This window comes from Promicromonospora sp. NPDC059942 (assembly GCF_042731755.1).
GTDB lineage: Bacteria > Actinomycetota > Actinomycetes > Actinomycetales > Cellulomonadaceae > Promicromonospora.
In genome coordinates this window covers 30,370-53,527 of record NZ_JBHWLR010000019.1, presented here as the reverse complement: position 1 = coordinate 53,527, position 23,158 = coordinate 30,370, and the positions used below count along the sequence as shown (strand labels likewise).

Annotated in this window: 20 protein-coding genes and 3 tRNA genes; 10 read left to right on the top strand and 13 right to left on the bottom strand. The window is 71.3% G+C overall.

The window, feature by feature from the left end; genetic code table 11:
• Positions 1-49: 49 nt before the first annotated feature.
• The gene (locus ACFV9Q_RS24230; RefSeq protein WP_377236521.1) at positions 50-1,378 is read left to right on the top strand and encodes a glycoside hydrolase domain-containing protein; all 1,329 of its coding nucleotides are present in this window, start codon (positions 50-52) and stop codon (positions 1,376-1,378) included.
• Positions 1,379-1,401: 23 nt separating this feature from the next.
• Positions 1,402-1,674, top strand: a complete 273-nt coding sequence (locus tag ACFV9Q_RS24225) for a DUF4242 domain-containing protein (protein ID WP_377236520.1) — start codon at positions 1,402-1,404, stop codon at positions 1,672-1,674.
• Positions 1,675-1,722: 48 nt separating this feature from the next.
• Here the strand turns inward: ACFV9Q_RS24225 and ACFV9Q_RS24220 are convergent, their stop codons facing one another.
• Positions 1,723-4,647 (bottom strand): ATP-binding protein, encoded by a 2,925-nt coding sequence (locus ACFV9Q_RS24220; RefSeq protein ID WP_377236519.1) that lies wholly within the window; start codon positions 4,645-4,647, stop codon positions 1,723-1,725.
• A gap of 169 nt (positions 4,648-4,816) precedes the next feature.
• On the opposite strand from ACFV9Q_RS24220, the gene ACFV9Q_RS24215 reads away from it, so the two are divergent.
• A complete protein-coding gene (locus tag ACFV9Q_RS24215) occupies positions 4,817-5,515 on the top strand; it encodes a hypothetical protein (protein WP_377236518.1) in 699 nt (232 codons plus the stop codon).
• A 141-nt stretch (positions 5,516-5,656) separates the two neighbouring features.
• On the top strand, positions 5,657-6,064 hold the full coding sequence (locus ACFV9Q_RS24210; protein WP_377236517.1) for a hypothetical protein: 408 nt from the start codon (positions 5,657-5,659) through the stop codon (positions 6,062-6,064).
• A 52-nt stretch (positions 6,065-6,116) separates the two neighbouring features.
• On the opposite strand, the gene ACFV9Q_RS24205 is transcribed toward ACFV9Q_RS24210, so the two are convergent.
• Positions 6,117-7,535 (bottom strand): FAD-dependent oxidoreductase, encoded by a 1,419-nt coding sequence (locus tag ACFV9Q_RS24205; protein ID WP_377236516.1) that lies wholly within the window; start codon positions 7,533-7,535, stop codon positions 6,117-6,119.
• Positions 7,536-7,620: 85 nt separating this feature from the next.
• On the opposite strand from ACFV9Q_RS24205, the gene ACFV9Q_RS24200 reads away from it, so the two are divergent.
• On the top strand, positions 7,621-9,216 hold the full coding sequence (locus ACFV9Q_RS24200) for an SLC13 family permease (protein ID WP_377236558.1): 1,596 nt from the start codon (positions 7,621-7,623) through the stop codon (positions 9,214-9,216).
• On the opposite strand, the gene ACFV9Q_RS24195 is transcribed toward ACFV9Q_RS24200, so the two are convergent.
• From ACFV9Q_RS24195 to ACFV9Q_RS24180, 4 genes are all read right to left on the bottom strand, one after another.
• Complete coding sequence (locus tag ACFV9Q_RS24195) at positions 9,213-9,617, bottom strand: hypothetical protein (protein ID WP_377236515.1); 405 nt, start codon at positions 9,615-9,617, stop codon at positions 9,213-9,215. The genes ACFV9Q_RS24200 and ACFV9Q_RS24195 overlap by 4 nt on opposite strands.
• A 100-nt stretch (positions 9,618-9,717) precedes the next feature.
• Positions 9,718-10,209, bottom strand: a complete 492-nt coding sequence (locus ACFV9Q_RS24190) for a hypothetical protein (protein ID WP_377236514.1) — start codon at positions 10,207-10,209, stop codon at positions 9,718-9,720.
• Between the two features lie 645 nt (positions 10,210-10,854).
• Positions 10,855-11,145 carry a hypothetical protein gene (locus ACFV9Q_RS24185; RefSeq protein WP_377236513.1) on the bottom strand — a complete coding sequence of 97 codons (291 nt, stop codon included), beginning with the start codon at positions 11,143-11,145 and terminating at the stop codon, positions 10,855-10,857.
• Positions 11,146-11,312: 167 nt separating this feature from the next.
• On the bottom strand, positions 11,313-13,316 hold the full coding sequence (locus ACFV9Q_RS24180) for a hypothetical protein (RefSeq protein ID WP_377236512.1): 2,004 nt from the start codon (positions 13,314-13,316) through the stop codon (positions 11,313-11,315).
• Positions 13,317-13,651: 335 nt separating this feature from the next.
• On the opposite strand from ACFV9Q_RS24180, the gene ACFV9Q_RS24175 reads away from it, so the two are divergent.
• On the top strand, positions 13,652-14,536 hold the full coding sequence (locus ACFV9Q_RS24175; RefSeq protein WP_377236511.1) for a hypothetical protein: 885 nt from the start codon (positions 13,652-13,654) through the stop codon (positions 14,534-14,536).
• A 221-nt stretch (positions 14,537-14,757) separates the two neighbouring features.
• On the opposite strand, the gene lpdA is transcribed toward ACFV9Q_RS24175, so the two are convergent.
• Entirely contained in the window at positions 14,758-16,161 is a 1,404-nt protein-coding gene (lpdA, locus tag ACFV9Q_RS24170) for a dihydrolipoyl dehydrogenase (protein ID WP_377232261.1), read from the bottom strand.
• Positions 16,162-16,249: 88 nt separating this feature from the next.
• Entirely contained in the window at positions 16,250-16,705 is a 456-nt protein-coding gene (gene rnhA / locus ACFV9Q_RS24165; protein WP_377236510.1) for a ribonuclease HI, read from the bottom strand.
• Positions 16,706-16,865: 160 nt separating this feature from the next.
• On the opposite strand from rnhA, the gene ACFV9Q_RS24160 reads away from it, so the two are divergent.
• A complete protein-coding gene (locus ACFV9Q_RS24160) occupies positions 16,866-17,765 on the top strand; it encodes an LLM class flavin-dependent oxidoreductase (protein WP_377236509.1) in 900 nt (299 codons plus the stop codon).
• A 109-nt stretch (positions 17,766-17,874) separates the two neighbouring features.
• Here ACFV9Q_RS24160 and leuD read toward each other — a convergent pair whose 3' ends face one another.
• Together leuD and leuC are read right to left on the bottom strand one after the other, a co-directional pair.
• Positions 17,875-18,510 (bottom strand): 3-isopropylmalate dehydratase small subunit, encoded by a 636-nt coding sequence (leuD, locus tag ACFV9Q_RS24155; protein ID WP_377236508.1) that lies wholly within the window; start codon positions 18,508-18,510, stop codon positions 17,875-17,877.
• A 14-nt stretch (positions 18,511-18,524) separates the two neighbouring features.
• Positions 18,525-20,054, bottom strand: coding sequence for a 3-isopropylmalate dehydratase large subunit (gene leuC, locus ACFV9Q_RS24150; protein ID WP_377236507.1), 1,530 nt, complete (start codon positions 20,052-20,054; stop codon positions 18,525-18,527).
• 92 nt (positions 20,055-20,146) lie between these two features.
• Here leuC and ACFV9Q_RS24145 point away from each other — a divergent pair, with 92 nt between their 5' ends.
• The 3 genes from ACFV9Q_RS24145 to ACFV9Q_RS24135 all read left to right on the top strand — a co-directional run bounded on the left by ACFV9Q_RS24145 (position 20,147) and on the right by ACFV9Q_RS24135 (position 22,484).
• Positions 20,147-20,866, top strand: coding sequence for an IclR family transcriptional regulator (locus ACFV9Q_RS24145; protein ID WP_026365378.1), 720 nt, complete (start codon positions 20,147-20,149; stop codon positions 20,864-20,866).
• Between the two features lie 237 nt (positions 20,867-21,103).
• Positions 21,104-21,274: a hypothetical protein gene (locus tag ACFV9Q_RS24140; RefSeq protein ID WP_020013705.1), complete on the top strand. Its 171-nt coding sequence runs from the start codon at positions 21,104-21,106 to the stop codon at positions 21,272-21,274.
• 139 nt (positions 21,275-21,413) lie between these two features.
• Entirely contained in the window at positions 21,414-22,484 is a 1,071-nt protein-coding gene (locus ACFV9Q_RS24135; protein ID WP_377236506.1) for a PH domain-containing protein, read from the top strand.
• A 169-nt stretch (positions 22,485-22,653) separates the two neighbouring features.
• Here ACFV9Q_RS24135 and ACFV9Q_RS24130 read toward each other — a convergent pair.
• The 3 genes from ACFV9Q_RS24130 to ACFV9Q_RS24120 form a co-directional block, all read right to left on the bottom strand.
• A tRNA-Glu gene (locus ACFV9Q_RS24130) sits at positions 22,654-22,726 on the bottom strand.
• A 37-nt stretch (positions 22,727-22,763) separates the two neighbouring features.
• Positions 22,764-22,836: transfer RNA gene (locus ACFV9Q_RS24125), tRNA-Glu, on the bottom strand.
• Positions 22,837-22,924: 88 nt separating this feature from the next.
• Positions 22,925-22,996, bottom strand: a tRNA-Gln gene (locus tag ACFV9Q_RS24120).
• Positions 22,997-23,158 lie beyond the last annotated feature (162 nt).

Here is a 23,158-nt window from a genome sequence, read left to right as displayed (position 1 = left end):
CGACGGACACTCCGAGGTAGGTGAGGGGGCCTGTCCACGGAGGTACCCCATGTCCGCCACCCGCACCATCCTCCGGAGCCTGGCGGCGTTCGGCGGCAGCCTGGCCGTCCTGCTCGGCGGGCTCGCGCTTCCCGCCGCCGCCGAGCCGGAGACCCCGGTGTACTACACGTCCGGGTCGACCTGGACCCGGGCGGACGGCCTCGGCTTCGACACCTGCACCGCGCCGTCGCTCACGCAGCTCGCGGCCTGGCGGGGCACGTCGCCGTACAAGGTCGTGAACATCTACTTCGGCGGCAACAACCGCGGCTGCGCCCAGCCAAACCTGACCCGGACGTGGGTGCGCGACGCCGTCGTGGGCGGGTGGAAGCTGTTGCCCACCTACTTCGGCTACCAGCCCTACTGCAAGTTCGGCGCGAGCAAGCCGAACCGCTACACCGCCGCCAATGCCACGGCCCGCGGGAACGCGGACGGCGCGGACGCCGTGACGCAGGCCGCGGCCCTGGGCGTGCGGCCGGGCAGCGGCCTGTACGCGGACGTCGAGCACTACGACCGGACCGACGCGAACTGCCGGACGGCGGTGCACCGGTACGTGTCGGCGTGGACCAAGACGGTGCACGCCTCGGGGTACCTGGCGGGCGTGTACGCGCACCAGGACTCGGGGATCCGCGACCTCTCGGACGCCTACAACTGGACGACGTACGCCCGGCCGGACGCCGTCTGGATGGCCCGCTGGGACGGCGACCCCTCGCTGAGCAACTGGCCGACGGCGCCGAACTCGCACTGGCCCAGCTACCAGCGCGCCAAGCAGTACCAGGGCGACCACAGCGAGACCCACGGCGGGGTGACGATGAACATCGACTCCGACAACGTCAAGGCGCCCGTCGCCACGGTCGCGCGCACGTACCAGGTCACGAGCACGGATCCGCTGAACGTCCGGAGCGGCCCGGCGACGTCCTACGCCGCCGTCCGCACCTATGCGCCGGGTGCCACGCTGTTCGTGGTGTGCCAGACCACCGGGCAGCGGGTCGGCACGACGTCGGTCTGGGACCGGCTGACCAACGGGGCGTGGGCGAGCGACTACTACGTCTCGACGCCGTCGAACACCGGGTTCTCGTCGACGCTGCCGCGCTGCCTCTACCCGGGGCAGGTGACCGTCGACTCGCTGAACGCGCGCACCGGACCGGGGGCCTCGTTCCCGACCACCGGCAGCCCGCTGCGCCGCGGCGCCCTGGCCCCCGTGATGTGCCAGGCGTCGGGGAGCAGGGTCGGGACGACGTCGGTGTGGGACAAGCTGTACGGCAACCGCTGGGTCAGCGACTACTACGTCTCGAACCGGTCGAACACCACGTGGAGCGCGCCGGTACCGCGCTGCCCGTGAGACCGGACTGAAGGAGGTCCATCGTGCCGCTCTATGTCATCGAGCGAACGTACGCCGAACGCGTCGAGCCCTACCTGGGCGCCTTCGAGAAGCTCAACGAGATCAATGCCAACGAGGGGGTGCGCTGGCTGTACTCGTTCCTGTCGCTCGACCACCGCAAGTCGTACTGCCTCTACGAGGCGCCTACCGCCGAGCTGATCCTCACAGCCGCCGCGGCGGCTGGGATCCCCGCGGACCGCGTGGTCGAGGTCGCGGGCCGGGTGCTGCCGTCCGGCGCTCTCGAACCGGTCGTCTGAGTTCTGGCTGGCTGGCAGACGGGCCTGACCGTCAGACGCAGCCGGCCGTCAGTCGAGCAGGCCCTGGGTCGCCGCGTACCGTGCGGCGCGGGTGCGGTTCTCGCAGCCGGTCTTGAGCAGAATGCTGCGCACGTGGTTGGCGGCCGTGTTCTCGCTGATGACCAGCGAGCGCGCGATGTCGCGGTTGCTGAGCCCCTGCGCCACGAGCCGCAGCACCTCGACCTCGCGCCCGGTCAGCCCGTCGGGGCGCCGCGCGCGGACGCCGTCGGGCTCGCCGAGCGCGGTGTCGAGCATGCGGAGCACGCGCCGCGACCCGGCCGACGTGGCGATGCGCCGGGCCTCGGCCGCGAGCGCCCTGACGTCGCAGCCGTCGGCGCCTGTGGTGACGTGCGCCGTCACGTGCGCGGTCAGGGTGTGGGCGACGTGCAGATGCGCCCCCATCGCCCGGTCCATCGCCTCGGCCCGCTCGAACTCCGCCTCCCAGTCCCCCGTGCCCAGCAGGGCGTCGAGGGAGCCCAGGTAACGGTCGGCGCTGCCCATCGCGCTGACGAGCGAGCCGAACATGATGTTGAGGCCGGCGTAGGGAGCGAGCTCGGCGCGCACGAGTCGGCCAGCTTCCACGTCGCCGAGCGCGACCGCCGCGTCGGACAGGAAGGTGAGGACACCCGCCCGCGTGCCGGGCGACGAGTGCGTCGGCCCGGACTCGATCAGCCACCACAGCGCACGACGCGCCGCCTCGTCCATGCCGAGCTCCGTGTAGAGGGCGAGCAGGCCGGGCACCCAGCGCTCGTCGAAGTCCTCCTGGCCGCTGACCAGGTCACGGACCTCCTCCAGGTCACCCCGCTCCCGGCGCAGCACAAACTGCTGCACCCCGTACTGGCCATCCGGGCCGATGTGCGACTCGAGCTCCAGGGCAGCGCCGATCTCGAGGACCTCCTCCGACATCTGGGCGGCCCGCGCCAGGTCTCCGGCAGCAACGTGCCGCGAGAAATCGACACATCCCGCGAAGTAGTAGAACTGGAACTCTCGGGTGCCTTCATTGACCAGGCGCAGGTCGGTCCGGGCGGTTCGGAGGACGGCCAGATCGCCGTTCTGGTAGCCCAGGAGGATGCGATACGCGGCCGACGGGCCGAGCCGCCAGAGGTCATGGTTTCGCAGACAGTGCTCGGCGAGGTCGGCCGCCCTGGCGAGCTTGACCTCGGCGTCGGTCACCGCACTACCGAGAACGAGCGACGCAATCATGACGTCCGCGAGCAGATCATCGTCCCCCAGTTCGCGGGCGCGGACGATCGAGCGTTCGACCAGGACACCACCCTGCTCACCGGCACCGTCAAAGACGAGCGCACGGCCAAGACCCGCCAGCGCTCGAACCTCGAGCTCGCCGTCCTGATCGCCGGACGACGCGAGCGCGTCCCGCAGCAGCTCGACCGACCTGCCCGCGTCGACGCTGGTCCGCCAGTTGGAGTCCTCGTACTGCACGGCGGCCCGGAGTCTGTGCGCCGACCGCGCGTCATCCGCGATCGGTTCCGCGAGCGCCCGCGACCGCACGAACGCGCCGGTCAGCATGCGTTCCCGGGCGGCGAGCAGAGTGGCGTCGTCGGCGCGCGCCCGGTCGTCGTCGATCGCCGCGGCGCGCTCGTAGAGGTCGGCGGCCTCGTCGTGCGCCAGGCCCTCCGCCGCCAGCACCGCCGCGAGGCGCAGGTACCGCACGGCCTCCGCACGGTACCCCAGCACGAAGGCCGCCTCGAAGTGGTGGGCCACCTGGGCGACGTGGGCGGCGCCACGGCCACCGCGTGCCTCCAGCGCCTGGGCGACCCGCAGGTGGAGCGTCGTGCGACGGGCGGACGGCATCGTGCCGAGCACGACGTCGCGGGTGATGGCGTGCCGGAAGCGGACGGCGGACGGCGCGTCGTCGACCGGTTCGAGGAGGTACGCGTCGACCGCGGCGTCGAGGTGGCCGAGCACCGCCTCGGGCGGGGCCTCACCGGCGGCGACCAGCAGGTCCACGTCGACGACGTCGCCGATCACGGCCGCGTGCTCGACCGTTCCGCGCGCCCTGGGGTCCAGGGCGCCCAGCCGCGCCTCGACGGCGTCCTGCACCGACGGCGGCGTCCGCCGGCCAGGCTGCACGAACCCGGTCGGGCCGCGCTCCCCCAGGGTCTGCACGAGCTCGCGGACGAAGTACGCGTTGCCGCCGGTGCGCTCGCACAGGTCCACCGCGGCGGTCGCGGCCAGCGCGGCCGGCACCTTCGCCTCCCGCACCAGGTACTCCTCGACGTCGCCCGCTGCCAGCGGCGGCAGGTCGACGCGCCGCACACCGTCCAGCCGGTAGAGGCGGGCCACGTGGTTGACGAGGTGGTCGGTCCGGTCGGTCGCGGTCACGCGCTGGGCCGCCACGAGGAGCAGCCGGAGGTCCGCCGTCTGCTCCACGAGGTACGAGAGCAGCTCCCAGGCGGTCTCGCCCGCCCAGTGCACGTCGTCGAGCAGCAGCACGAGCGGCTCGACGGCGGCCGCCGACCGCACCGAGGTGACGACGGCGTCGAGCAGGTCGCGACGGGACGCCTGCCCGGCCGGACGCTCGCCCGCCACCGTGTCCAGGAACGCGACCGTGTCCGCCACGGCCTGTTCGTCGGGGTCGGGTGAGGGACGGGCCAGCGGGAGCAGGCCGTCGGCGATCGCCCCGCGCATCGTGGCGACCGGGGCCACGAACGGCTCGTACGGTGACGCGAGCGTGCTCGGGCACGCACCGGTGAGCACGGTCACGCCGTCGTCCGGCAGGTCCGCCGCGAGCTGCGCCAGGAGGCGCGACTTGCCGGCCCCCGGCTCGCCGCCCACGAACCTGACCTGGCGCGACCCGTCGCGGGCCGCCGCCCAGGCCTCCTGGAGCTGGGCGCGCTCGACCTGGCGCCCGACGAACCAGCCCCGTGCCGCCTCGCCCCGGCGCCGCAGCTCCTGCGCCGACCAACCGGACACGTCAGCAACGTTACGCCCGGCGCCCGTGCCGGTCGATGGTCAGAACTGACCATGTGCGCCGCCCGCCCGAAGATGGTCGGTTCCGGTCATGATCCGGCGCGCTCCCGCTCCTAGCGTCGCTCGTACCAGGGCTCCTGGTGGAGGGGTCCGATCACGAAGGAGTGGACCCATGTCTGGACAGAACCCTCGGGGCACGCAGCACACCGGTCTCCTGGCGGGCATGCTCGCCACGCTGGGCGCCGCGACGCTCGCGCTGGCCGCACCGGCCACCGCGCAGACCCTGGAGGACGACGAGACGAAGGCGCCGCGGCTCGTGCTGGGCGGCCGTGCCGCGCTGGACAGCGGCGAGCTGGCCGACGGCGGGTGGTCGATCGTCACCGACACGACCGACCGGCTCGTGCTCGTGGCCGGCGACACCCGCGTGCGCGTCGTCGTCGACGCGGTGGTCGGCCCCACGGCCGACCCATCGAGCGCGAACGGCCTGTTGCCCGCGCTGGCCGAGGCTCCCGGCCTCGCGGCGCCGAGGTACCTCGAACGACCGTCGGGCGCGCTCGCCGTGCTCGACGTCGACCCGGCGAGCGGGGCGTCGTCCTGCACGGCGCTGCCGTGGCAGGTGGATACCGCGAACCGGACCACGCTGACGGGCGAGGGCGACGCCAAGGTGGTGCTGGGCACGCCCTGCACCGTCGAGCGGGCGTACGTGGTCGCCCAGGGGCCGGGCAACCTCCTCGCCGAGGCGCAGGCGCCACGCGGCCCGGACGGCGGAGCCGCATCCATGGACGCCGCGGACGCGCTGGTGCTCACGCTGGTCCCGGCCGGGACCCGGGGTGACAGCGCCGCGTCGTCGCTGGGGTACGTCACGCGGTGAACGTCCCGCGGTGAAAGTCACGGGTGAACGGAGGAGAAGGTTGACACGACCCGACGACCTGGACATCGCGGTGGTGCCGTATCGGCGCCACCGCGTACCTCTGAGCTCCCGAGCCCCTGAGCAGGCGGTACGGTGACGCTCATGCCGCCGCGCCGATCGCTCCCCGTCGCGCTTGGCCTCGCGGTCGTGTCGGTGTTCGCCGCGTGCACCGGTCCGGACCACCAGGCGCAGGACTTCGCCGCCACGTTCACCGACTCCGACGGCGGCGTGCTGGCCCTGCACGACGACGGCGGCTTCGAGCTGTCGGGCATTCCCGTGGACGTGCTCGACAACGACGATGGCCCGGACAACACGGACGAGCCCCGTCTCACCGGCACCTGGGACCTGACGGGGCCTGAGACGGACGCGATCATGCTCCTTATCGACGAGGGCGGCGACGCCTTCCCGTACGCGAACATCCAGCTCTGGATCGACTCCTCCGACCGGCTGTTCGTCTACCCGAAGGGCGTCGACAGAGGTCCGCTGCACTACTTCGAGCGGTCGAGCTAGCCCTCGGCCGGTCCACGGCGCCGCGTCGTCGCTGGGGTACGTCCCGCGGTGATCACGCCGGGTCCTCGACCGGGTTCTCGACCGGGTTCTCGACCGGCCGGAGGTTGGCGAACAGGTCGTTGAGGGCCTCGGTCATGGACGGGTGGGTGTAGATCTCGTCGCGCAGCTCGCCGGCCGTGACGCCGTGGCGCATGGCGAGCGCGACGGTGTTGATCGTCTCGTGGGCGTCGTGGCTGAGCATCGTGACGCCGAGGACCTGATCGGTCTCGGCGTCCACGACCGCCTTCATGAGGCCCCGCGGATCGCGGACGATCCGCGCCCTGGGCACGGTCGCCATGTCGGCGACCTGCCGCCGGGCGACGAGGAGCGGACGACCCGACGCGCGGGCCTCGGCCTCGGTGAGGCCTACCCGCGCCAGGGGCGGCGTCATGAAGAGCGCGGAGGCGACGGCCCTGCGGTCCGCGGTGGTGCGGCGGCCCTCCCCGGTGAGGTCGTCGAGCACGATCCGGTAGTCGTCGAGCGAGACGTAGGTGTACTGCGGCCCGCCGTTGACGTCGCCGACCGCGTAGACGTGCGGCTGCGTGGTGCGCAGGTGCTCGTCGACGACGACGGCGCCGCGGGCATCGGTCCGGATCCCGGCGGCGTCGAGACCGAGACCGGCGGTGTGCGGACGGCGCCCCAGGGCGGCGAGGACCGTGTCGCCCCGGACCGTTCGGGGTACGCCTGCCTGGTCGGTGAAGGACACGACCGCGGCGTCACCCGTGTCCTCGACGCCCGTGACCGTGGCGCCGGTCAAGATCGTGACCCCCGCCGCGGTGAGGATCTCGGTCGCGGTAGCGACGACGTCGTCGTCCTCGCTCCGGAGGAGACGCGGGCCCCGGGCGAGGAGCGTCACGCGCGCGCAGAAGGCGGCGTGCATGGAGGCGAACTCGACGGCGACGTAACCGCCGCCGAGGACGACGAGCTCGTCGGGCCGTTCTGTGCGGGCGAGCAGCTCGGTGCTGGTGACCACGCGCTCGCTCTCGCGCAGGCCCGGGACCGGCGGGAGCTCGGGATCGGCGCCGGTGTTGATGACGATCGTCCGCGCGGTGACCCGCAGGGTGTCGTCGCCGGCGCGCACCGTCAGGGTGTGCGGGTCCGCGAACGCCGCGGTGCCGGTGACGACCGTGACGGTGTCGAGGGTGTCGAGCATCGCGAAGTTCTTGCCGCGCAGCAGCGTGGTCAGGGCGTCGGTGCGTTCCGCGGCGCGGCGGTAGCGGTCGGGCCCGGGGACGCCGTCCGAGCCGGTCTCGGCGTCGTGCACGAGGGCCTTGGTGGGGACGCACCCGATGTTGATGCACGTCCCGCCGTACATGCGGTCGGACTGCTCGATCATCGCGACGCGGCTGCCGCGGCGGGCCATCGTGGCCGCGAGGGTCTTGCCGCCCTTGCCGAAGCCGACGACCGCGAGGTCGACGTCGAGGTCTCTCATGCGTCGATCTTGCCGGGTGGCCCGGGGCGCCACCAGCGCGCGGTGGGTGAACCGGCCGGATGCGACGATGGGGCCCGTGGAGCTCATGATCGACCCCCTGGTCGCGACCTTCGTGATCCTGGCGCTGGCGGTGCTCGGCTTCGCGACCAACCGGGTGCCGCTCGTGGTCGTGGCGCTGTTCGTCCCGGTGGCGCTGTGGGCGACGGGGGTGCTGCCCCTGGGCGAGGTCCTGTCCGGCTTCAGCGACCCGATCGTCCTGTTCATCGCCACGCTGTTCGTGCTCGGTGAGGCCCTGCAGACCACGGGGATCACGGCGTGGATCGGGACGCAGCTGGAGCGGTGCGCCTCGCTCGGGCGTGCCGCTCTGCTCGCGACGATGGTCGGCGGCACGGCGGTCCTCGCGGCGGTGATCAGCATCAACGGGGCCGTCGCGGCCCTCCTGCCCGTCGCGGTCGTCGCCGCGGCGCGGGCCGGCATCGTGCCGTCGAGGATGCTCATCCCCGTGGCGTTCGCCGCCAGCGCTGGGTCGATGCTGACCCTGACCGGGACCCCGGTGAACGTGATCGTCTCCGAGGTCGCCGCGGAGGCGGGCGGCCGGGAGTTCGGGTACTTCGAGTTCGCGCTGGTGGGCCTCCCGCTCGTCCTGGTCACGATGCTCCTCGTGGTGACCGTCGGCGAGCGCCTCCTGCCGGAGCGGGCGCCGGAGCACCTGGTCGACGTCGCTGCCGACCCGCGGGAACGGGTGCGTTCGTGGCAGGAGAGCTACGCCGCGGAGCTCGACGCGGCACGCCTCTTCACGGGCGCGACCGGGGTCGTCGAGGTGCTCATCGCGCCCCGCTCGTCCCTGATCGGGCGGCGCGTGAGCCCGGGCATGACGACGCGGAACGAGGACCTCGTGGTGGTCGCGCTCCGCCGGGGCAGCGACTCGTCGAGCGGTCCCGACGGCTCCGCCTCGTCCGGACCGCTGTCGTTGCAGGCCGGTGACGCCGTGCTGGTCCGCGGGCCGTGGGAGGCGCTGCACCGGTACACCCGGTCACCCGACGTCATCGCCGTCGACGCGTCGCAGGCCCTGCAGCGGAGCGTGCCGCTCGGGCCCGGCTGGAAACGCTGCCTCGGGGTGCTGGTCGCGACGATCGGGCTCCTGGCGACCGGCGCCGTGCCTCCGGTGATCGTCGGGCTGCTGGCGGCCGGTGCGCTCGTGCTGCTGCGGGTGCTCACCGTCCCCCAGGGGCTCCGCGCGATCTCCTGGGACACGGTCATCCTCATCGCCGCGCTCATCCCGTTGTCCGCGGCCTTCGTGTCCTCCGGGGCGGCCGAGGCGATCGCCGACGTCGTGCTGCGCCTCACCGGCAGCGGCTCCCCGTACCTCGCGCTCCTCGTGCTGTGCGCGCTCACGCTCGTGCTCGGCCAGTTCATCTCGAACGTCGCGACCGTGCTCGTCATGGCGCCCGTCGCGGTGTCGTTCGCCCAGACGCTCGAGGTGAGCGTGCAGCCGTTCATGATGGCCCTCGCCGTGGTCGGGGCCGCCGCGTTCCTCACCCCGATCGCGACGCCGGCCAACCTCATGGTGCTGCAGCCCGGGGGCTACCGGTTCGGGGACTACTGGCGCCTCGGCCTGCCGCTGGCCCTCGTGTTCCTCGCGGCGGCGGTGTTGTACGTGCCGCTGATCTGGCCGTTCTAGGCCGGCGGGCGATCGAACAGACCGTCGCGGTACACCTGGAAGTCCGCCCACCCATCCTTGCCGCCGTCCTCGATGAACTCGCCGGACGAGCAGTCGAGCGCACGGCACCCGAGGACGTGCGCGGTCTCGCGGACCACCTGGACGACGTCGTCCCCGCCACCACGCACGTGCAGCATGATCGACCCGACCGGGTCCCGACTGCCGATGTTGAACTCGATCGACCAGCCCTGCCGTTCGAGGTCGCCCCACGTCGGGTCACTCAGGTCCAGATCAACGAACGCGACCTGCAACCGGCCGAGAACTTCGGCGACCGACCCGAGCGGTGCCGGCTCGTAGTCGCGCGGGATCTCCTCGAGCGTGATCCCGGGTGGTGCGTTGAACAGGCTGATGTCCCAGCTCATCGGGCAGCTCCTTCTTGATCTCCGGCGACGACACGCACCGTTGCGGCACCCACCGACATCTCCGGCCTGCGCCGTCCGGGACGCTCAGTTCCCCTGATGTCTAGCGGGATCCTCGCTGGGTGGGACGCCGACCTCGTGTTCGTCGTCGCCGGACGATCAGTCCGACAAGGAGCATCGCGACAAGCACGATGCCCGCCGCCACCCACGCCGCTGCCTGCAGTCCTGTGCCGATGACGTCGCGGATGGCCACGTCGTCCAAGCCGTCCGCCCGCGGCCCGAAGCGCGCTTCGAGTTCGGCGTGACCAACCTCGTACCGCTGTCCGTCGTACTCCATGGCGAGCGTGTCGAACCGCATTGGTAGCTCGTCCCAGACGACCTGTGCCGCAGTCTCCGTCGCTTCCTCTGCGTCCATGTCACCGCCGATGAGGACCATCGTCGCCAGGTCTTCCGACTTCTTCGTGCCCTCGATGCGGCCGATGTGGACGCCCGCGTCGTCGAACCCCGCGTCGACAAGTGCGCTCCGGACAGGTTGCAGCTCACTGCGCAGGTCCACCGCGCTTGTGCACCCGGACAGGAGGAGGGCGGCGATCACGGCCCACACGACAAGCCCGAGGCTCCGAGGATTCTTCACTGGGCAACCATTCCGATCTGAGGACGCCACGAAGTTGGTCAGCACATGTCGAAGGCGTCCGATCCCCCGCACTGACAGCCCGCCGAGCATGACCCAACTGGATGGTCGCAAGGCAGGTCAACGATGCGGCCCGGACTTCACCCGCAGGTCGACGAAGTCCGGCCCGCTGCCAGCCTCCCGACGATGACGGACGGTCATGAGGAAGCCCAGCGCCTGAGCAATCGGCACACCTGGGTGTACCTCGGTCTTGTCATGCTGCTGTGTCCCGCGGCCATGGTGCTGTACATATCGACCGCCCCGACCGATGCTCCCTGACACGATGGGCCGCCCTGGTCCGGGATGCCCCTGCTCGGACTGGTCTTCCTCTGGGCGATCGCGCTGTCGGACGCTATCTGGGTCCGCCGCGACGAATACGTTGCCCAGGTTCGTACGTTCGGTGGCCGCTCAGGCAGACGACGGACCGCCCGATGGCTCACGCCGCAGCGCTCCTGCCGTTCCTGCAGTCCTGGAGGCAGGCGCCCCGACCACGCTTCGTCGCGGTCAGCCGTTGGCTCGACGAAAGAAGCGGCCCCAGGCACCGTTGATCGATCGACTCGGACCGGCGCGCTACTGCAACCGGCCCTCGCCCTCCGGCGAATACCGCCAGGCCCACTTCAGGTCGTCGGACTCCGCCAGCGGCAGGTGCAGCGTGCGCAGGGCCGGCGAGTGGACGTTGCCCATCGTGCCGCCGTAGCAGTGCCGGCCGCCGTCCACCGGGTCGCCGAACGCCGTCCAGTAGTGCCACCCCGACGCCGCCTGCTCCAGGGTCACCGCCTCGCGACAGAACACGCAGAACTTCTTCGTGCCCACCTCGGGCATCGGGGCGTAGAGACCCGACAGCGGCTTTCTGGCGTCCATGAGCAGTCATCATCCACGAACCTCGACGGTGAGAGCACATCACCATCGCACTGCTCGACCGCCGTTACCGAACCGGGACCGTGAAACGGCGCAGACCGGCCCGCATCGACGGGCCGGCCTGCGCTCTGTCGCCGGGATCAGCGTGCCGGCAATCAGCGTTGCCGGAATCAGCCGGTGGCCACCAGCGGCGGCTCCTTCCGGGCCGGCGGGTCGTCCGGGGTCGGCGTAGGCGTAGGAGTCGGCGTTGGCTCCGGCTCCTGCTCGACCGGCGCCTGGGCCGTGCCACCGCCGACGAAAGCGTCGTCATCCCCGTAGCCCACGATGTCGAGGCGAGACTCCTGGACGGTCCGGGGCAGCTCGGGGTGGTCGCGACGGAACTCCGCGGTCGGCGTCTGCTTCCTGGGCGACTTGTCCAGCTCGACGCCACCGTAGATCGGGTAGGTCCAGGTATACGGCTCGCCGTTGACGATCTCCTCCCGGGTGACCTCGAACTGGACCCGGGTCCAGTCGTTCTCCATCATGTCGTCCCAGACGTCCTTGGTCTCCCAGTCGGTCCCTTCGGGCCACAGGGACACGTCCCCGGAGTCGATGATCGCGTCGTACGGTCCCCGGTTCGCCTCGTTGCGCTGCTTCACCCACGCCGCGGCGACCCGGGCCCGGTAGACGCTGCGCAGGTCCGCGTACTTCGGGTCGGTGTTGATCAGCTGCTCGACCACGGGGGCGAGGTGCTCCTGCGCCATCCGGAAGTTGTGGTCCATGATCTCGTCGCTCGCGGTGCACGGCTCCTGGCCGGGGGGATAGTTGGTGAACTCCATCCGCTCCTTGCCCACGGCCATCGGGGCATCCAGGATGTACAGGCGGTCACCCTCCTGGCGGACCTTGGCCGGGGCGGCGTAGATCCACTGGCGCGTGGAGGGCCAGCACACGCTGCCGTCCGGGTTGGTCCGCAACGAGTCCCAGTACGCCGCACCGACCTCGGTCTCGGGGTTGGTCAGCCGCGTGAAGTCGCGCTTCATCTCCAGGTCGGCCTCCAGGAGCACGCGGGCGGCCTTGGTGTCCGCGAACACCGGGTCCGTGACCTGGTCGGGGTGATCCGGGTTGAGGTTGACCCAGAACACCTCGTCGGGCAGGGCGAGCCACGTGTAGAACGCGTCCGAGCTCAGGTCCAGGGTCTCCTCGCCGCCGAAGGACGGGTTCGCGGCCTCGTCGGGGTTGTCGTCCGCCTGGAACGAGTAGCCGACGTCGCCCGTACCGGGGTCGACCTCCAGGTAGCTGAGCTCGAGCGTCGACCAGTCGATCCCGCCCGGCCGCCGGTACCCCCAGTCGCGCGCGCCGAGCTCACGGGGCAGGTTCTGGTAGCGCCGCGCCTCCGCCGGGGTCCGGCCGGTCTGCTTGGCCAGGTCCTGCACCTTGCTGTTCTGGCCCTTCGAGCTCGGGTCCATCGGGCCGGGCGCGCAGCGGGCGGTGGGCTGCACCACGCTCATCCCGGAGACGCACCCGCCCGGGAAGGTGGGCCGGATGTTGGTGATCCTGGGCTTGACCTTGATCGGGGCCGAGTCCATCTTGGCGTTCTTGAGCGCCTCGCTGGTGGCCTTGTCCGGCGCCTTGCCGTGGACGTACGTCGTGCTCTTCAGCGTCTTGTTGTCGACGAGGGCCTTGTACCTCGCCAGCTGGTCCGGGGTGTGCCCCGATCCCGCCTTCACCTCGATGGCGAACCTCGTGTTCTTGTGGACGATGTCCACGCGGACGGACTGGCCCTTCGGGCCGAGAGTCTTCTCGCACAGCCAGTCGTCGCCGGTCAGCCCGAGCTTCTCGACCACGAGCTTGTGCAGGGCGTGCCCCCGCGCGTTGTTGTCGTGCACCGTGACGTAGCTGGTGCGCCACCCGTCGAAGGCCCCGTTGATCTGCGCCCTCGTCTTGAGCTCCGGGTGCTTGTCGAGCCAGGCGTTCCAGCGCGCGAACAGGTGCGTCTCGGTGCCGACGCTCTTCCCCCGGTACCTCGTGCCGTACTCCGCACGCACCTTCGCCGGATCCTCGCTCGGCAGCGCGGCGTTCCGGACCGGCTCGGCCGGGTTCACGTAGTCCAGGGGCAGGTCCCCGAGCGCGGCGATCTCCGCCGGGTCGGGCATCGTGGTCCGCTGCGGGCCCGTGGGTTTTGGCAGCTTGAACACGTCACGACACAGCTTCCCCGTGAGCGGTGCGGCAGAGGCAGACTCCGCCTGCGGGATCGTCACCAGCGAGAAGGTCAGTGCGAGAGCCAGGAGGACCGCCGGTAGCCGTTTCCGAGCATCGGTCGTCAACGACACGATGACTCCTTCCAGGACGATGGGCCCGTCCGACCATCGAGCCGGACGTCGCATGGCGGCACCAACGTACGCACCGAACTAGCACAAGCGCGACAAAAGTCAAAATGGGACGGTACGGCCGGGATGACGGCGCGTCCGGGTTGGCGGTGCGGGCTGGCATTCCGTGGCGACGGCGGCGTCCACCTGCCTACCGTGGCGGCATGCAGACAACGCCCGACGAGGGCCTCGCCCACTGGCTCGACCACATCGGCCCGATGCTCGAAGGGCTGCAGGACCTCGTCGCCGGGTCCGGCACGACGCTCGACCACTCCGCGGCGTCCCTGCACGACCTCGAACACCTCCTGCTCGCCGAGACGCGGGACGCCGCGCCCCGCGAGGGTCTCGTCGAGGCGCTCGGCGGGTACCTCGGGGAGGCGCTGCTGACCGCGGGCGGCGGGGCCTGGTCGTGGGACGAGCGCTCCGGCCTGCCCGTCGCCGTCCTCGACGCCGGCGGGACGGTCGAGCCGATGCCTCTCGTCCTTGACGCCGTCACCCGCCGCACCGGCGCCGTCTGGGCGACCGAGCACGAACGCGTCGTGGCGGAGGCGGCCCGGCGCCAGGCGGAGGACGACGGCTGGGAACCGCGCGGCGCCGACCTGCCCGCGCTGCCGACCCGTGGGGCGGACGACCTGCCCGACCCCTGGCTCACCCGCTGGCTCACCACGCGCCGGGAAGGGTTCGACGCGTGGTCCGCAGACACCGGGCGGGCCGAGGAGCTCGACTTCAGCCCGGCGTCGCTGGTCCCGCTCGCGCAGGTGATCCGGCTGCGGATCCCGTCCGCGGAGGCCCTGGACGCCCGGATCGAGGACGACCTCGTGCAGGGCGCGATCTGGTACCTGGGCGAGGTCGCACGGATCCACCGCGACGCTCGCTGGCGCTACACACCCGACCCGGACGGCACGAGCGAGAACCCGTCGGTGGGCAGGCCGTGGGTCGCGCAGGACGACGACGGCGGGGGGTCCGCGATCCCGGCGCTGGAACTCTGGGTCGCGGTCGAGGCCGGCACCGACGACGTCCTCCTGGACCGGTTCGCGGAGTTCGACTGACCGGGGCGCGACTTCCTCTGGTCACCAGGACGCGAAGAGGCCCGGGGGCACGGGGAGGCGCAGGTTTGGGGCCTCCCCCCCGACCCCCCAACCCCGACGACACCGAGGGCGCACCAGACATACCCCACGTCAAAAGAAACAAAAAACCCCCCCCCCCCCCCCACCCCTCCCCCCCCGGGCCTCTGACCAGGCTCGACGGCCGATGACGGCCGAGGGATCGACTAGAAGTTGATCATGTGCCCGGCGATGCCGTGGATCGACTCCTGCAGCGCCTCCGACAGCGTCGGGTGGGTGTGCACGTTGCGCGCCATCTCGTCGGCCGTGAGGTCCCACTTCTGGGCGAGCGTGAGCTCGGGCAGCAGCTCCGAGACGTCCGGGCCGATCATGTGGGCGCCGAGGATCTCGTTGTACTTGGCGTCGGCGACCAGCTTGACGAAGCCGGTCGGGTCGCCCAGGCCGTGCGCCTTGCCGTTGGCCATGAACGGGAACGAGGCGACCTTCACGTCGTAACCCTCGTCCTTGGCCTGCTGCTCGGTGAGGCCGAACGACGCGATCTGCGGGGAGCAGAAGGTCGCGCGCGGCATGTTGCGGTAGTCGCCCAGCGTCTGGGTCTCGGCCCCGGCGATGGTCTCGGCGGCGACGACGCCCTGCGCCTCGGCCACGTGCGCCAGCATGAGCTTGGCGGTGACGTCACCGATCGCGTAGATGTGCGGCACGTTGGTGCGCATGTAGTCGTCGATACCGATGGCGCCGCGATCGGTGAGCTGCACGCCGGCGCTCTCCAGGCCGATGCCCTTGACGTTCGGCGCGAAGCCAACGGCCATGAGCACCTTGTCGACCACGAGCTCGCCCGGCTTGTCGTCCTTGACGCCCTTGAAGGAGACGGTGACCGAGGAGCCCTCGTCCTTCACGGTCTGCACGGCCGTCGAGGTCAGGACCTTGATCCCGAGCTTCTTGTACTGCTTGGCGATCTCCTTGGAGACGTCCGCGTCCTCGTTCGGCAGCGCACGGTCCAGGAACTCGATGATCGTGACGTCCACGCCGTAGTTCTTCAGGACGTAGGCGAACTCCATGCCGATCGCGCCGGCGCCGACGATGGCGATCGACTTGGGCAGGTCGCGCGTGAGGATCTGCTTCTCGTAGGTGACCACGTTCTCGGACAGCTCGACGCCGGGCAGCAGACGCACCTCGGAGCCGGTCGCGATGATCGCGTTGTCGAAGGTCACGGTCTCGGTGCCGCCCTTGTTGAGGGCCACCTCGATGGTGTTCGCGTCGCGGAACGTGCCGCGGCCGTCGAGCTCCGTGATCTTGTTCTTCTTCATCAGGAAGTGGACGCCCTTGACGCGGCCGTCCGCGACCGTGCGTGAACGGTCCCAGGCCTTCCCGAAGTCGAACGTGACATCTCCGGCCATGCCGAAGAAGTCCTTCTGGTGAGTGAAGATGTGGGCCAGCTCGGCGTTGCGGAGCAGAGCCTTGGAGGGGATGCAGCCCACGTTGAGGCAGACACCACCCCAGTACTTCTCCTCGATGATCGCAACGGACTTGCCGAGCTGGGCAGCGCGGATGGCGGCGACGTAGCCGCCGGGGCCCGCACCGAGGAGTACGACGTCGTAGTGGGAAGCCATGACTCAAGGGTATTGGTGCGCGCGAATCGTGGTGACGTGACTTCTGTCTCGTTGGCCGGACGTGGCGCCCGACGTGCCCCGTCGTGCGTCAGCGCACGCTGTCGACGCCCTTGTTCGCGAGCGCGTCGGCACGCTCGTTGCCCGGGTCGCCGGCGTGCCCCTTGACCCAGACCCAGCTCACCTCGTGCTTGGCGACCTCTGCGTCGAGCGCCTGCCACAGGTCCACGTTCTTCACGGGCTGCTTGCTCGCCGTCCTCCAGCCGTTGCGCTTCCAGCCGTGGATCCAGGTCCTCATGCCGTTCATCACGTACTGGGAGTCGACGTGCAGCGTGACGACGGTGGGGCCCTTGAGCGCCTTGAGCGCCTCGACGACGGCGGTGAGCTCCATGCGGTTGTTCGTGGTGACCGGGTCCCCGCCGAACAGCTCCTTCTCGTGCGTGCCGGAACGCAGCAGCGCACCCCATCCGCCCAGGCCAGGGTTGCCCTTGCAGGCTCCGTCGGTCCAGATCTCCGCGGTCGGCCGCGTCGCGCTCGTGCTGGTCACGGGCCTCACCCTAACCGGCGGCCCGGACGGCGCACGCCGTCGCGGCGCACTCGCCGAGCCGTCGCCCGGACCGCCGCGCGAGCCGCCGCCCGGGCCGAGTGTCAGTGGTCCGGCATAGCGTGTGAGTCGGCCCCGGTACGACGACGCATCAGGAGGACGGATGAAGTTCGGTTTCATCAGCAGCTTCGGCACCATCGACCAGCACGTGGCGCTCGCCCGCGAGATCGAGGAGCACGGCTGGGACGGCTTCTTCACCTGGGACGCCATCAATCTCGGCGGCGAGTGGGCCATGCCGGTCTACGACCCGTTCGCCGTCCTCGCGGCAGCGGCTGCCGTGACCGAACGCATCACGCTCGGCGCCATGGTGTTCGCCGTGCCCCGCCACCGGCCGTGGGAGCTCGCGCAGCGGGCGCTCACCGTGGACCGGCTCTCCGGCGGACGCCTGGTGCTGCCCGTCGGTGTCGGTGTGACCGACGACCGGGGCTTCACGTCCGTCCCGGGCCAGCCCACGGAGCTGAAGGACCGCGCGGCGTTGCTCGACGAGACGCTGGCGTGGCTGGAGAAGTCGTGGTCGGGCGAGGAGTTCGAGTCCTCCGGCGAGCAGATCACCACGGGTCCGTTCCGCTTCCCCGAGCGCCCGGTGAACGGCCGCATCCCGGTGTGGCCGGTCGGCGTCTGGGACGCCGAGCGACCGCCCACCAAGAACCTGCGGCGCGCCCTGCGCTGGGACGGGATAGTCCCGCAGCTGCGCGGCACGGCGGACGACCTGACGACGGACGACATCGCCGCGCTGGTCGAGTGGCTCATGGCGAACCGGCCGGGGCCGACGAGCGCGGACGACACGAACGGCACCGGCACTGGCACCGGCACCGGCACCGACCGCCCGTTCGACGTCATCCTCCAGGGCAAGCTGTCCAGCGACCCCGCCCAGGCGGCCGAGCAGGCCCGTGCCATGGCAGACGCCGGGGTCACGTGGTGGATCGAGTCCTGGTGGGACCCGGCGAAGGACTCGGCGGAATCGCTCCTGGAGAAGGTGCGCCAGGGCCCTCCGAACTTGTAGCGAGCGCCGTCGTCGACCCGGGCCCTACGTCGCGAACGCGATCGCGCCCCTGCTGCGGTCAGGAGACTGACCGCGGCAGGGGCGCGAGAGACGTCGGGCGTGCCGGACGTCAGACCGGGCGGGCCGCCTCGATCTCGACCGACGGCAGGTGCCGGGCCGGGAGCGTCTTCGGGCGCCACGACGCCCGGGTCTGCTCGAACGCCGTGATCTTGTCGGCCTCCTGGAGGGTCAGCCCGATGTCGTCGAGCCCCTCCATGAGCCGCCACCGCGTGTAGTCGTCGATCTGGAACGGCACCGTGACGTCGTCGGCCGTGGCGGTCTTCGCCGCCAGGTCGACGGTCACCTCGGTGCCCGGCTTGGTCTCCAGGATCTTCCACAGGATCTCGATGTCCTCGGGCGAGACGATGCCCGCCACGAGGCCCTGCTTGCCCGAGTTACCGCGGAAGATGTCGGCGAACCGGGAGGACAGCACGACGCGGAAGCCGTAGTCCTTGAGCGCCCAGACGGCGTGCTCGCGCGACGATCCGGTACCGAAGTCCGGGCCGGCCACGAGCACGGACCCCGCGGAGTACGCCTCCTGGTTCAGGATGAACGACGGGTCGCCCCGCCACGCCGCGAACAGCGCGTCCTCGAACCCGGTGCGCGTGACCCGCTTGAGGTACACGGCCGGGATGATCTGGTCGGTGTCCACGTTGCTGCGCCGCAGCGGCACGCCGACGCCGGTGTGGGTGGTGAACTTCTCCATGGTCAGTGGTCCTCTCAGCGCAGCGCGGGCTGGATCGCTACGGGAACGGGCAGGTCGACGACGACGGACTCACCCAGCGGGGAGGCGCCCACGCCGTCGAGCGGCGTGCCGTCGAACGTGGTGATGTCGATCTCGTACGGCAGGTCCAGGTCGCCCACGCTGGAGAGCGTGCCCCGGATTGCCGTCGCGGCGGCCACCAGCGGCGACACCAGGTGGGTGCGCCCGCCCTTGCCCTGCCGCCCCTCGAAGTTGCGGTTCGACGTCGAGGCCGACCGCTCCCCCGGCGCGAGCTGGTCCGGGTTCATGCCCAGACACATGGAGCACCCGGCGTTGCGCCACTCGGCGCCGAACTCCTTGAAGATCACGTCGAGACCCTCGGCCTCCGCCTGCAGGCGCACGCGGGCCGACGACGGGACCACCAGGACGCGGACGGACTCGGCCTTGCTCCGGCCCTTGACGACCTTCGCGACGGACCGCAGGTCCTCGATGCGGCCGTTGGTGCACGAGCCGATGAACACCGTGTCGACGCTCACGTCGCGCAGCGGCGTGCCGGCCTGGAGGCCCATGTACTCCAGGGCCCGCTCGGCCGCGAGGCGCTCGTCCTCGTCGGCGATGTCCGCCGGGACGGGCACGGACGCCGACAGCGGCAGGCCCTGGCCCGGGTTGGTGCCCCAGGTGACGAACGGCTCCAGGTCGGCCGCCTCCAGCACCACCTCGGCGTCGAACTGCGCGTCGTCGTCGGACCGGAGGGTCTTCCAGTACTCGACGGCGGCGTCCCAGTCCTCGCCCTCGGGCGCGTGCGGGCGGCCCTCGAGGTACTCGAACGTGGTCTCGTCCGGCGCGATCATGCCGGCGCGCGCGCCGGCCTCGATCGACATGTTGCAGATGGTCATGCGGGCTTCCATCGACAGCGCCCGGATGGCCTCGCCGCGGTACTCGAGCACGTAGCCCTGGCCGCCGCCGGTGCCGATCTTGGCGATGATCGCCAGGATGATGTCCTTGGACGTCGCGCCGGCGGGCAGCGCGCCGTTGACCGTGATCGCCATGGTCTTGAACGGCGCGAGCGGCAGCGTCTGCGTGGCGAGCACGTGCTCCACCTCGGACGTGCCGATGCCGAACGCCAGCGCGCCGAACGCGCCGTGCGTCGAGGTGTGCGAGTCGCCGCACACGACGGTGAGGCCGGGCATGGTCAGCCCCAGCTGCGGTCCCACCTGGTGGACGATGCCCTGGTCAGCGTCACCGAGGCTGTGCAGCCGGACGCCGAACTCCTTGGCGTTGGCGCGCAGCGTCTCGATCTGCGTGCGGCTCGTCGCGTCGGCGATCGGCCGGTCGATGTCGAGCGTGGGGGTGTTGTGGTCCTCGGTCGCGATCGTGAGGTCGGGTCGCCGCACCTGCCGTCCGGCAAGGCGCAGACCCTCGAACGCCTGCGGGCTCGTGACCTCGTGGACCAGGTGCAGGTCGATGTAGAGAAGATCAGGCGAGCCGTCCTCGCCCCGACGCACGAGGTGCGCTTCCCAGACCTTCTCCGCCAGCGTGCCGGCCATTGCGGTTCGCCTCCCTGTCAAAACTACCTCTGTCTGAAACAACTTTGGGCCTCGACTTGCAATCTCACGTTCCGAGACGGCAATATCGCGGTATGGACGATACTAGCGGAGTCGGCGTCTTGGACAAGGCGGCGTCCGTCCTCGGGGCACTCGAGGCCGGCCCGGCCACCCTGGCGCAGCTCGTCTCCTCCACCGGCCTGGCTCGCCCGACGGCGCACCGCCTGGCGGTGGCTCTGGAGCATCACCGCCTGGTGGCACGGGACATGCAGGGACGATTTGTGCTGGGTCCGCGACTCAACGAGCTGGCCACGGCCGCCGGTGAGGACCGCCTCCTGGCCGCGGCGAACCCGGTGCTCATAGCGCTGCGGGACCACACGGGCGAGAGCGCGCAGCTCTACCGCCGGCAGGGCGACCACCGCGTGTGCGTCGCCGCCGCCGAGCGCCCGGTCGGCCTGCGCGACTCCATCCCCGTGGGCGCCACGCTCAGCATGAGCGCGGGCTCCGCGGCGCACGTCCTGCTCGCCTGGGAGGAGCCGGACCGGCTCCACCGCGGCCTGCGTGACGCCACCTTCACGGCCACGATCCTCTCCGGTGTCCGACGCCGGGGGTGGGCGCAGTCGGTCTCAGAACGTGAGCTCGGTGTGGCATCGGTCTCGGCGCCCGTGCGCGGCCCGTCGGGCCGGGTCGTGGCGGCCGTCAGCGTGTCCGGGCCCGTGGAGCGGCTCTCGCGGCAGCCCGGCCGGCTGCACTCGGCCGCCGTCGTCGCCGCGGCCAACAAGCTCACCGAGGTGCTGCACCGCTCCGGCGAGTGACGAGCGGGCGCCGTCCGCCGGACGGCGCCCGCCCCACCGCCCCACCGCCCCGGCGGGCCGCGCGACCCCGGCCGGTGCGCACGACGTGTGCGGTCGATGTGAGCGGTCCGTGAGCGTTGGCCCGCCACGCCGGGCGTGGTGATTCCCCAGGTCCGGGTGGTGTCAGTAGTCTCGTCCGCGACGTGTGCACACCCGGTGCGCGCGCACCAACGTCGGAGGAATCTGATGCCGCCTAAGGTGAGACTCATCATCATCTGGGTCGTGGTGATCTTCCTGCTCTACTCGGTCATCAACGACCCCGAGCGATCCGCCGACGTCGTGCTCGCCCTCTGGGACGTCATCTGGGGTGCCATCGCGAACATCGGCACCTTCTTCGAGGAGCTCTTCACCGGGTCGATCGGCCGGTGACGACGTAGGGTCGGCGGCGGGGCTCGGGGTTCCTCGGGCAGACCCGCCGCCGATCCGCACCAGGCTCCCGCCCGGTGGGTCCGCCGGCGGGCGTGCCCACGGCAAGGGGACCATTCCGAACGCACCCGGGGAGACCCGCATGAGCGCAGCAGCGGACTTCGTGATCCGTCATCGCGCCCTGCAGCGGTACATCCTCGCGGACGAGAAGGTGATCGTCGCCACACGGCGGCACTGGGCCAGGCTCTGGGAGCCGATCCTCACCACGACCGGGGCGTTCGTCCTGGGGCTGGCGATCCTCGTCGCCGTGGACCCGGATGTCCGCGACGGGCTCGCCTGGGTCTGGCTGCCGTTCCTGGTGCTCGGCCTGCGGCTGCTCTACAAGTGGCTGGACTGGCGGGCCGAGTGGTTCGTGATGACCGACCGCCGGCTGATGCTGCTCACCGGGCTCCTGGTGCACCGGGTGGCGATGATGCCGGCCGAGAAGGTGACCGACCTCGGGTACGAGCGCACCCCGCTGGGCCAGGTGCTCGGCTTCGGCACCTTCGTCTTCGAGACCGCGGGCCAGGACCAGGCGTTCGACCGTGTCACCTGGATCCCGCGCCCCGACTCCCGGTACCGGCTCATCATCGCGACGCTCTTCCACCCGGACTCCGCCGAGGCGGCCGCCCAGGCCGACCCCGACTTCCGCCCGCAGGCGGTACCACCGGTCGAGACGCCTCCGCCCGCCGCGCCGCCCGCGCTCATGCCGCGGATCGGCCGGCGCAGCAACCCGCCCACGCAGCGCATCGAGGTTCCGGCACTGCGGGACCTGGCGGGCCTGGGCGCCCCGGGTGCCGCATCGGACGGCGCCACGGCGGACGGCGGCTCCTACGGTACTGACTCATCCGGTGCCGGCCCGGCCGGTGCCGGCTCGCACGGTGCAGGCTCGGCCGGCGTCCTGCCGGGCGGCGTCCGGTCCGGCGGCATCGCCCCGGACGACGGCGCCGGCGGCACCCACCCGGGCAGCGACGAGCTCACGCGTGCCGCCCGGCCGTCGACGAACGGCACGCCCCCGGTGGCGGCGGCGTCGGGCACCGGGCGAGTGCCGGGCCGGACCAGCGACGGCAAGGGCGGCGACCACGTGCCCGGCGGGCCGACGTCCGCGACCGACGGGTCCGACGCCCTGCCCCACCCGTTCATCGAGGGCGGCAAGGACCCGAAGATCCGCTGACGCAGCCGGCCGAGCGGCCAGGCGTCGGGGAGTCGAGGCGGCGGGGAGTCGAGGCGGCGAACGTAGGCATCCTCGGCCCATAAGGGCTCAGAGACCGACGAACCCTACGTTCGACGCCCTTGCCCCCGACAGCAAAAAGCCCGGTCCGTGTGGACCGGGCCTTGATGTGTACCCCCAGCGGGATTTGAACCCGCGTTACCGCCGTGAGAGGGCGGCGTCCTAGGCCGCTAGACGATGGGGGCCTTGAACTAGTCCGCCGACCGAGGCCGGTGGACTGCGTACCCCCAGCGGGATTTGAACCCGCGTTACCGCCGTGAGAGGGCGGCGTCCTAGGCCGCTAGACGATGGGGGCCTTGAACTACCGGTATGAACCGGCACCGTGAGAACGATAGCGCACCCAACAACCGACTTGCGTCAGTGTGGATGCGCAGTGCTCTGCGCTGGGGTACCAGGACTCGAACCTAGACTAAGTGGATCAGAACCACTCGTGCTGCCAATTACACCATACCCCATGGGGGTATGACCGCCTGGATACACCTGTCTCCGACAGGCATTCCGTGGGGGCCCTACCGCTGGAGAACATTACCTGACCTCGGGCGGTGGGCAAAACGGAATGAGGGTGCCGTCCGTCACCCGGGTCAGATCGGGTCGGATGACGGCGTCCTCAGCAGGCT

What these genes read in the sequence shown, in the direction of transcription:
- ACFV9Q_RS24215 (WP_377236518.1), top strand. Translation starts at nt 4,817, where the DNA reads ATGTCTGGACAGAACCCTCGGGGCACGCAGCACACCGGTCTCCTGGCG.
- ACFV9Q_RS24210 (WP_377236517.1), top strand. Translation starts at nt 5,657, where the DNA reads ATGCCGCCGCGCCGATCGCTCCCCGTCGCGCTTGGCCTCGCGGTCGTG.
- leuD (WP_377236508.1), bottom strand. Translation starts at nt 18,510, where the DNA reads ATGGAGAAGTTCACCACCCACACCGGCGTCGGCGTGCCGCTGCGGCGC.
- ACFV9Q_RS24205 (WP_377236516.1), bottom strand. Translation starts at nt 7,535, where the DNA reads ATGAGAGACCTCGACGTCGACCTCGCGGTCGTCGGCTTCGGCAAGGGC.
- ACFV9Q_RS24175 (WP_377236511.1), top strand. Translation starts at nt 13,652, where the DNA reads ATGCAGACAACGCCCGACGAGGGCCTCGCCCACTGGCTCGACCACATC.
- ACFV9Q_RS24200 (WP_377236558.1), top strand. Translation starts at nt 7,621, where the DNA reads ATGATCGACCCCCTGGTCGCGACCTTCGTGATCCTGGCGCTGGCGGTG.
- leuC (WP_377236507.1), bottom strand. Translation starts at nt 20,054, where the DNA reads ATGGCCGGCACGCTGGCGGAGAAGGTCTGGGAAGCGCACCTCGTGCGT.
- lpdA (WP_377232261.1), bottom strand. Translation starts at nt 16,161, where the DNA reads ATGGCTTCCCACTACGACGTCGTACTCCTCGGTGCGGGCCCCGGCGGC.
- ACFV9Q_RS24145 (WP_026365378.1), top strand. Translation starts at nt 20,147, where the DNA reads ATGGACGATACTAGCGGAGTCGGCGTCTTGGACAAGGCGGCGTCCGTC.
- ACFV9Q_RS24160 (WP_377236509.1), top strand. Translation starts at nt 16,866, where the DNA reads ATGAAGTTCGGTTTCATCAGCAGCTTCGGCACCATCGACCAGCACGTG.
- ACFV9Q_RS24185 (WP_377236513.1), bottom strand. Translation starts at nt 11,145, where the DNA reads ATGGACGCCAGAAAGCCGCTGTCGGGTCTCTACGCCCCGATGCCCGAG.
- ACFV9Q_RS24135 (WP_377236506.1), top strand. Translation starts at nt 21,414, where the DNA reads ATGAGCGCAGCAGCGGACTTCGTGATCCGTCATCGCGCCCTGCAGCGG.
- ACFV9Q_RS24195 (WP_377236515.1), bottom strand. Translation starts at nt 9,617, where the DNA reads ATGAGCTGGGACATCAGCCTGTTCAACGCACCACCCGGGATCACGCTC.
- ACFV9Q_RS24230 (WP_377236521.1), top strand. Translation starts at nt 50, where the DNA reads ATGTCCGCCACCCGCACCATCCTCCGGAGCCTGGCGGCGTTCGGCGGC.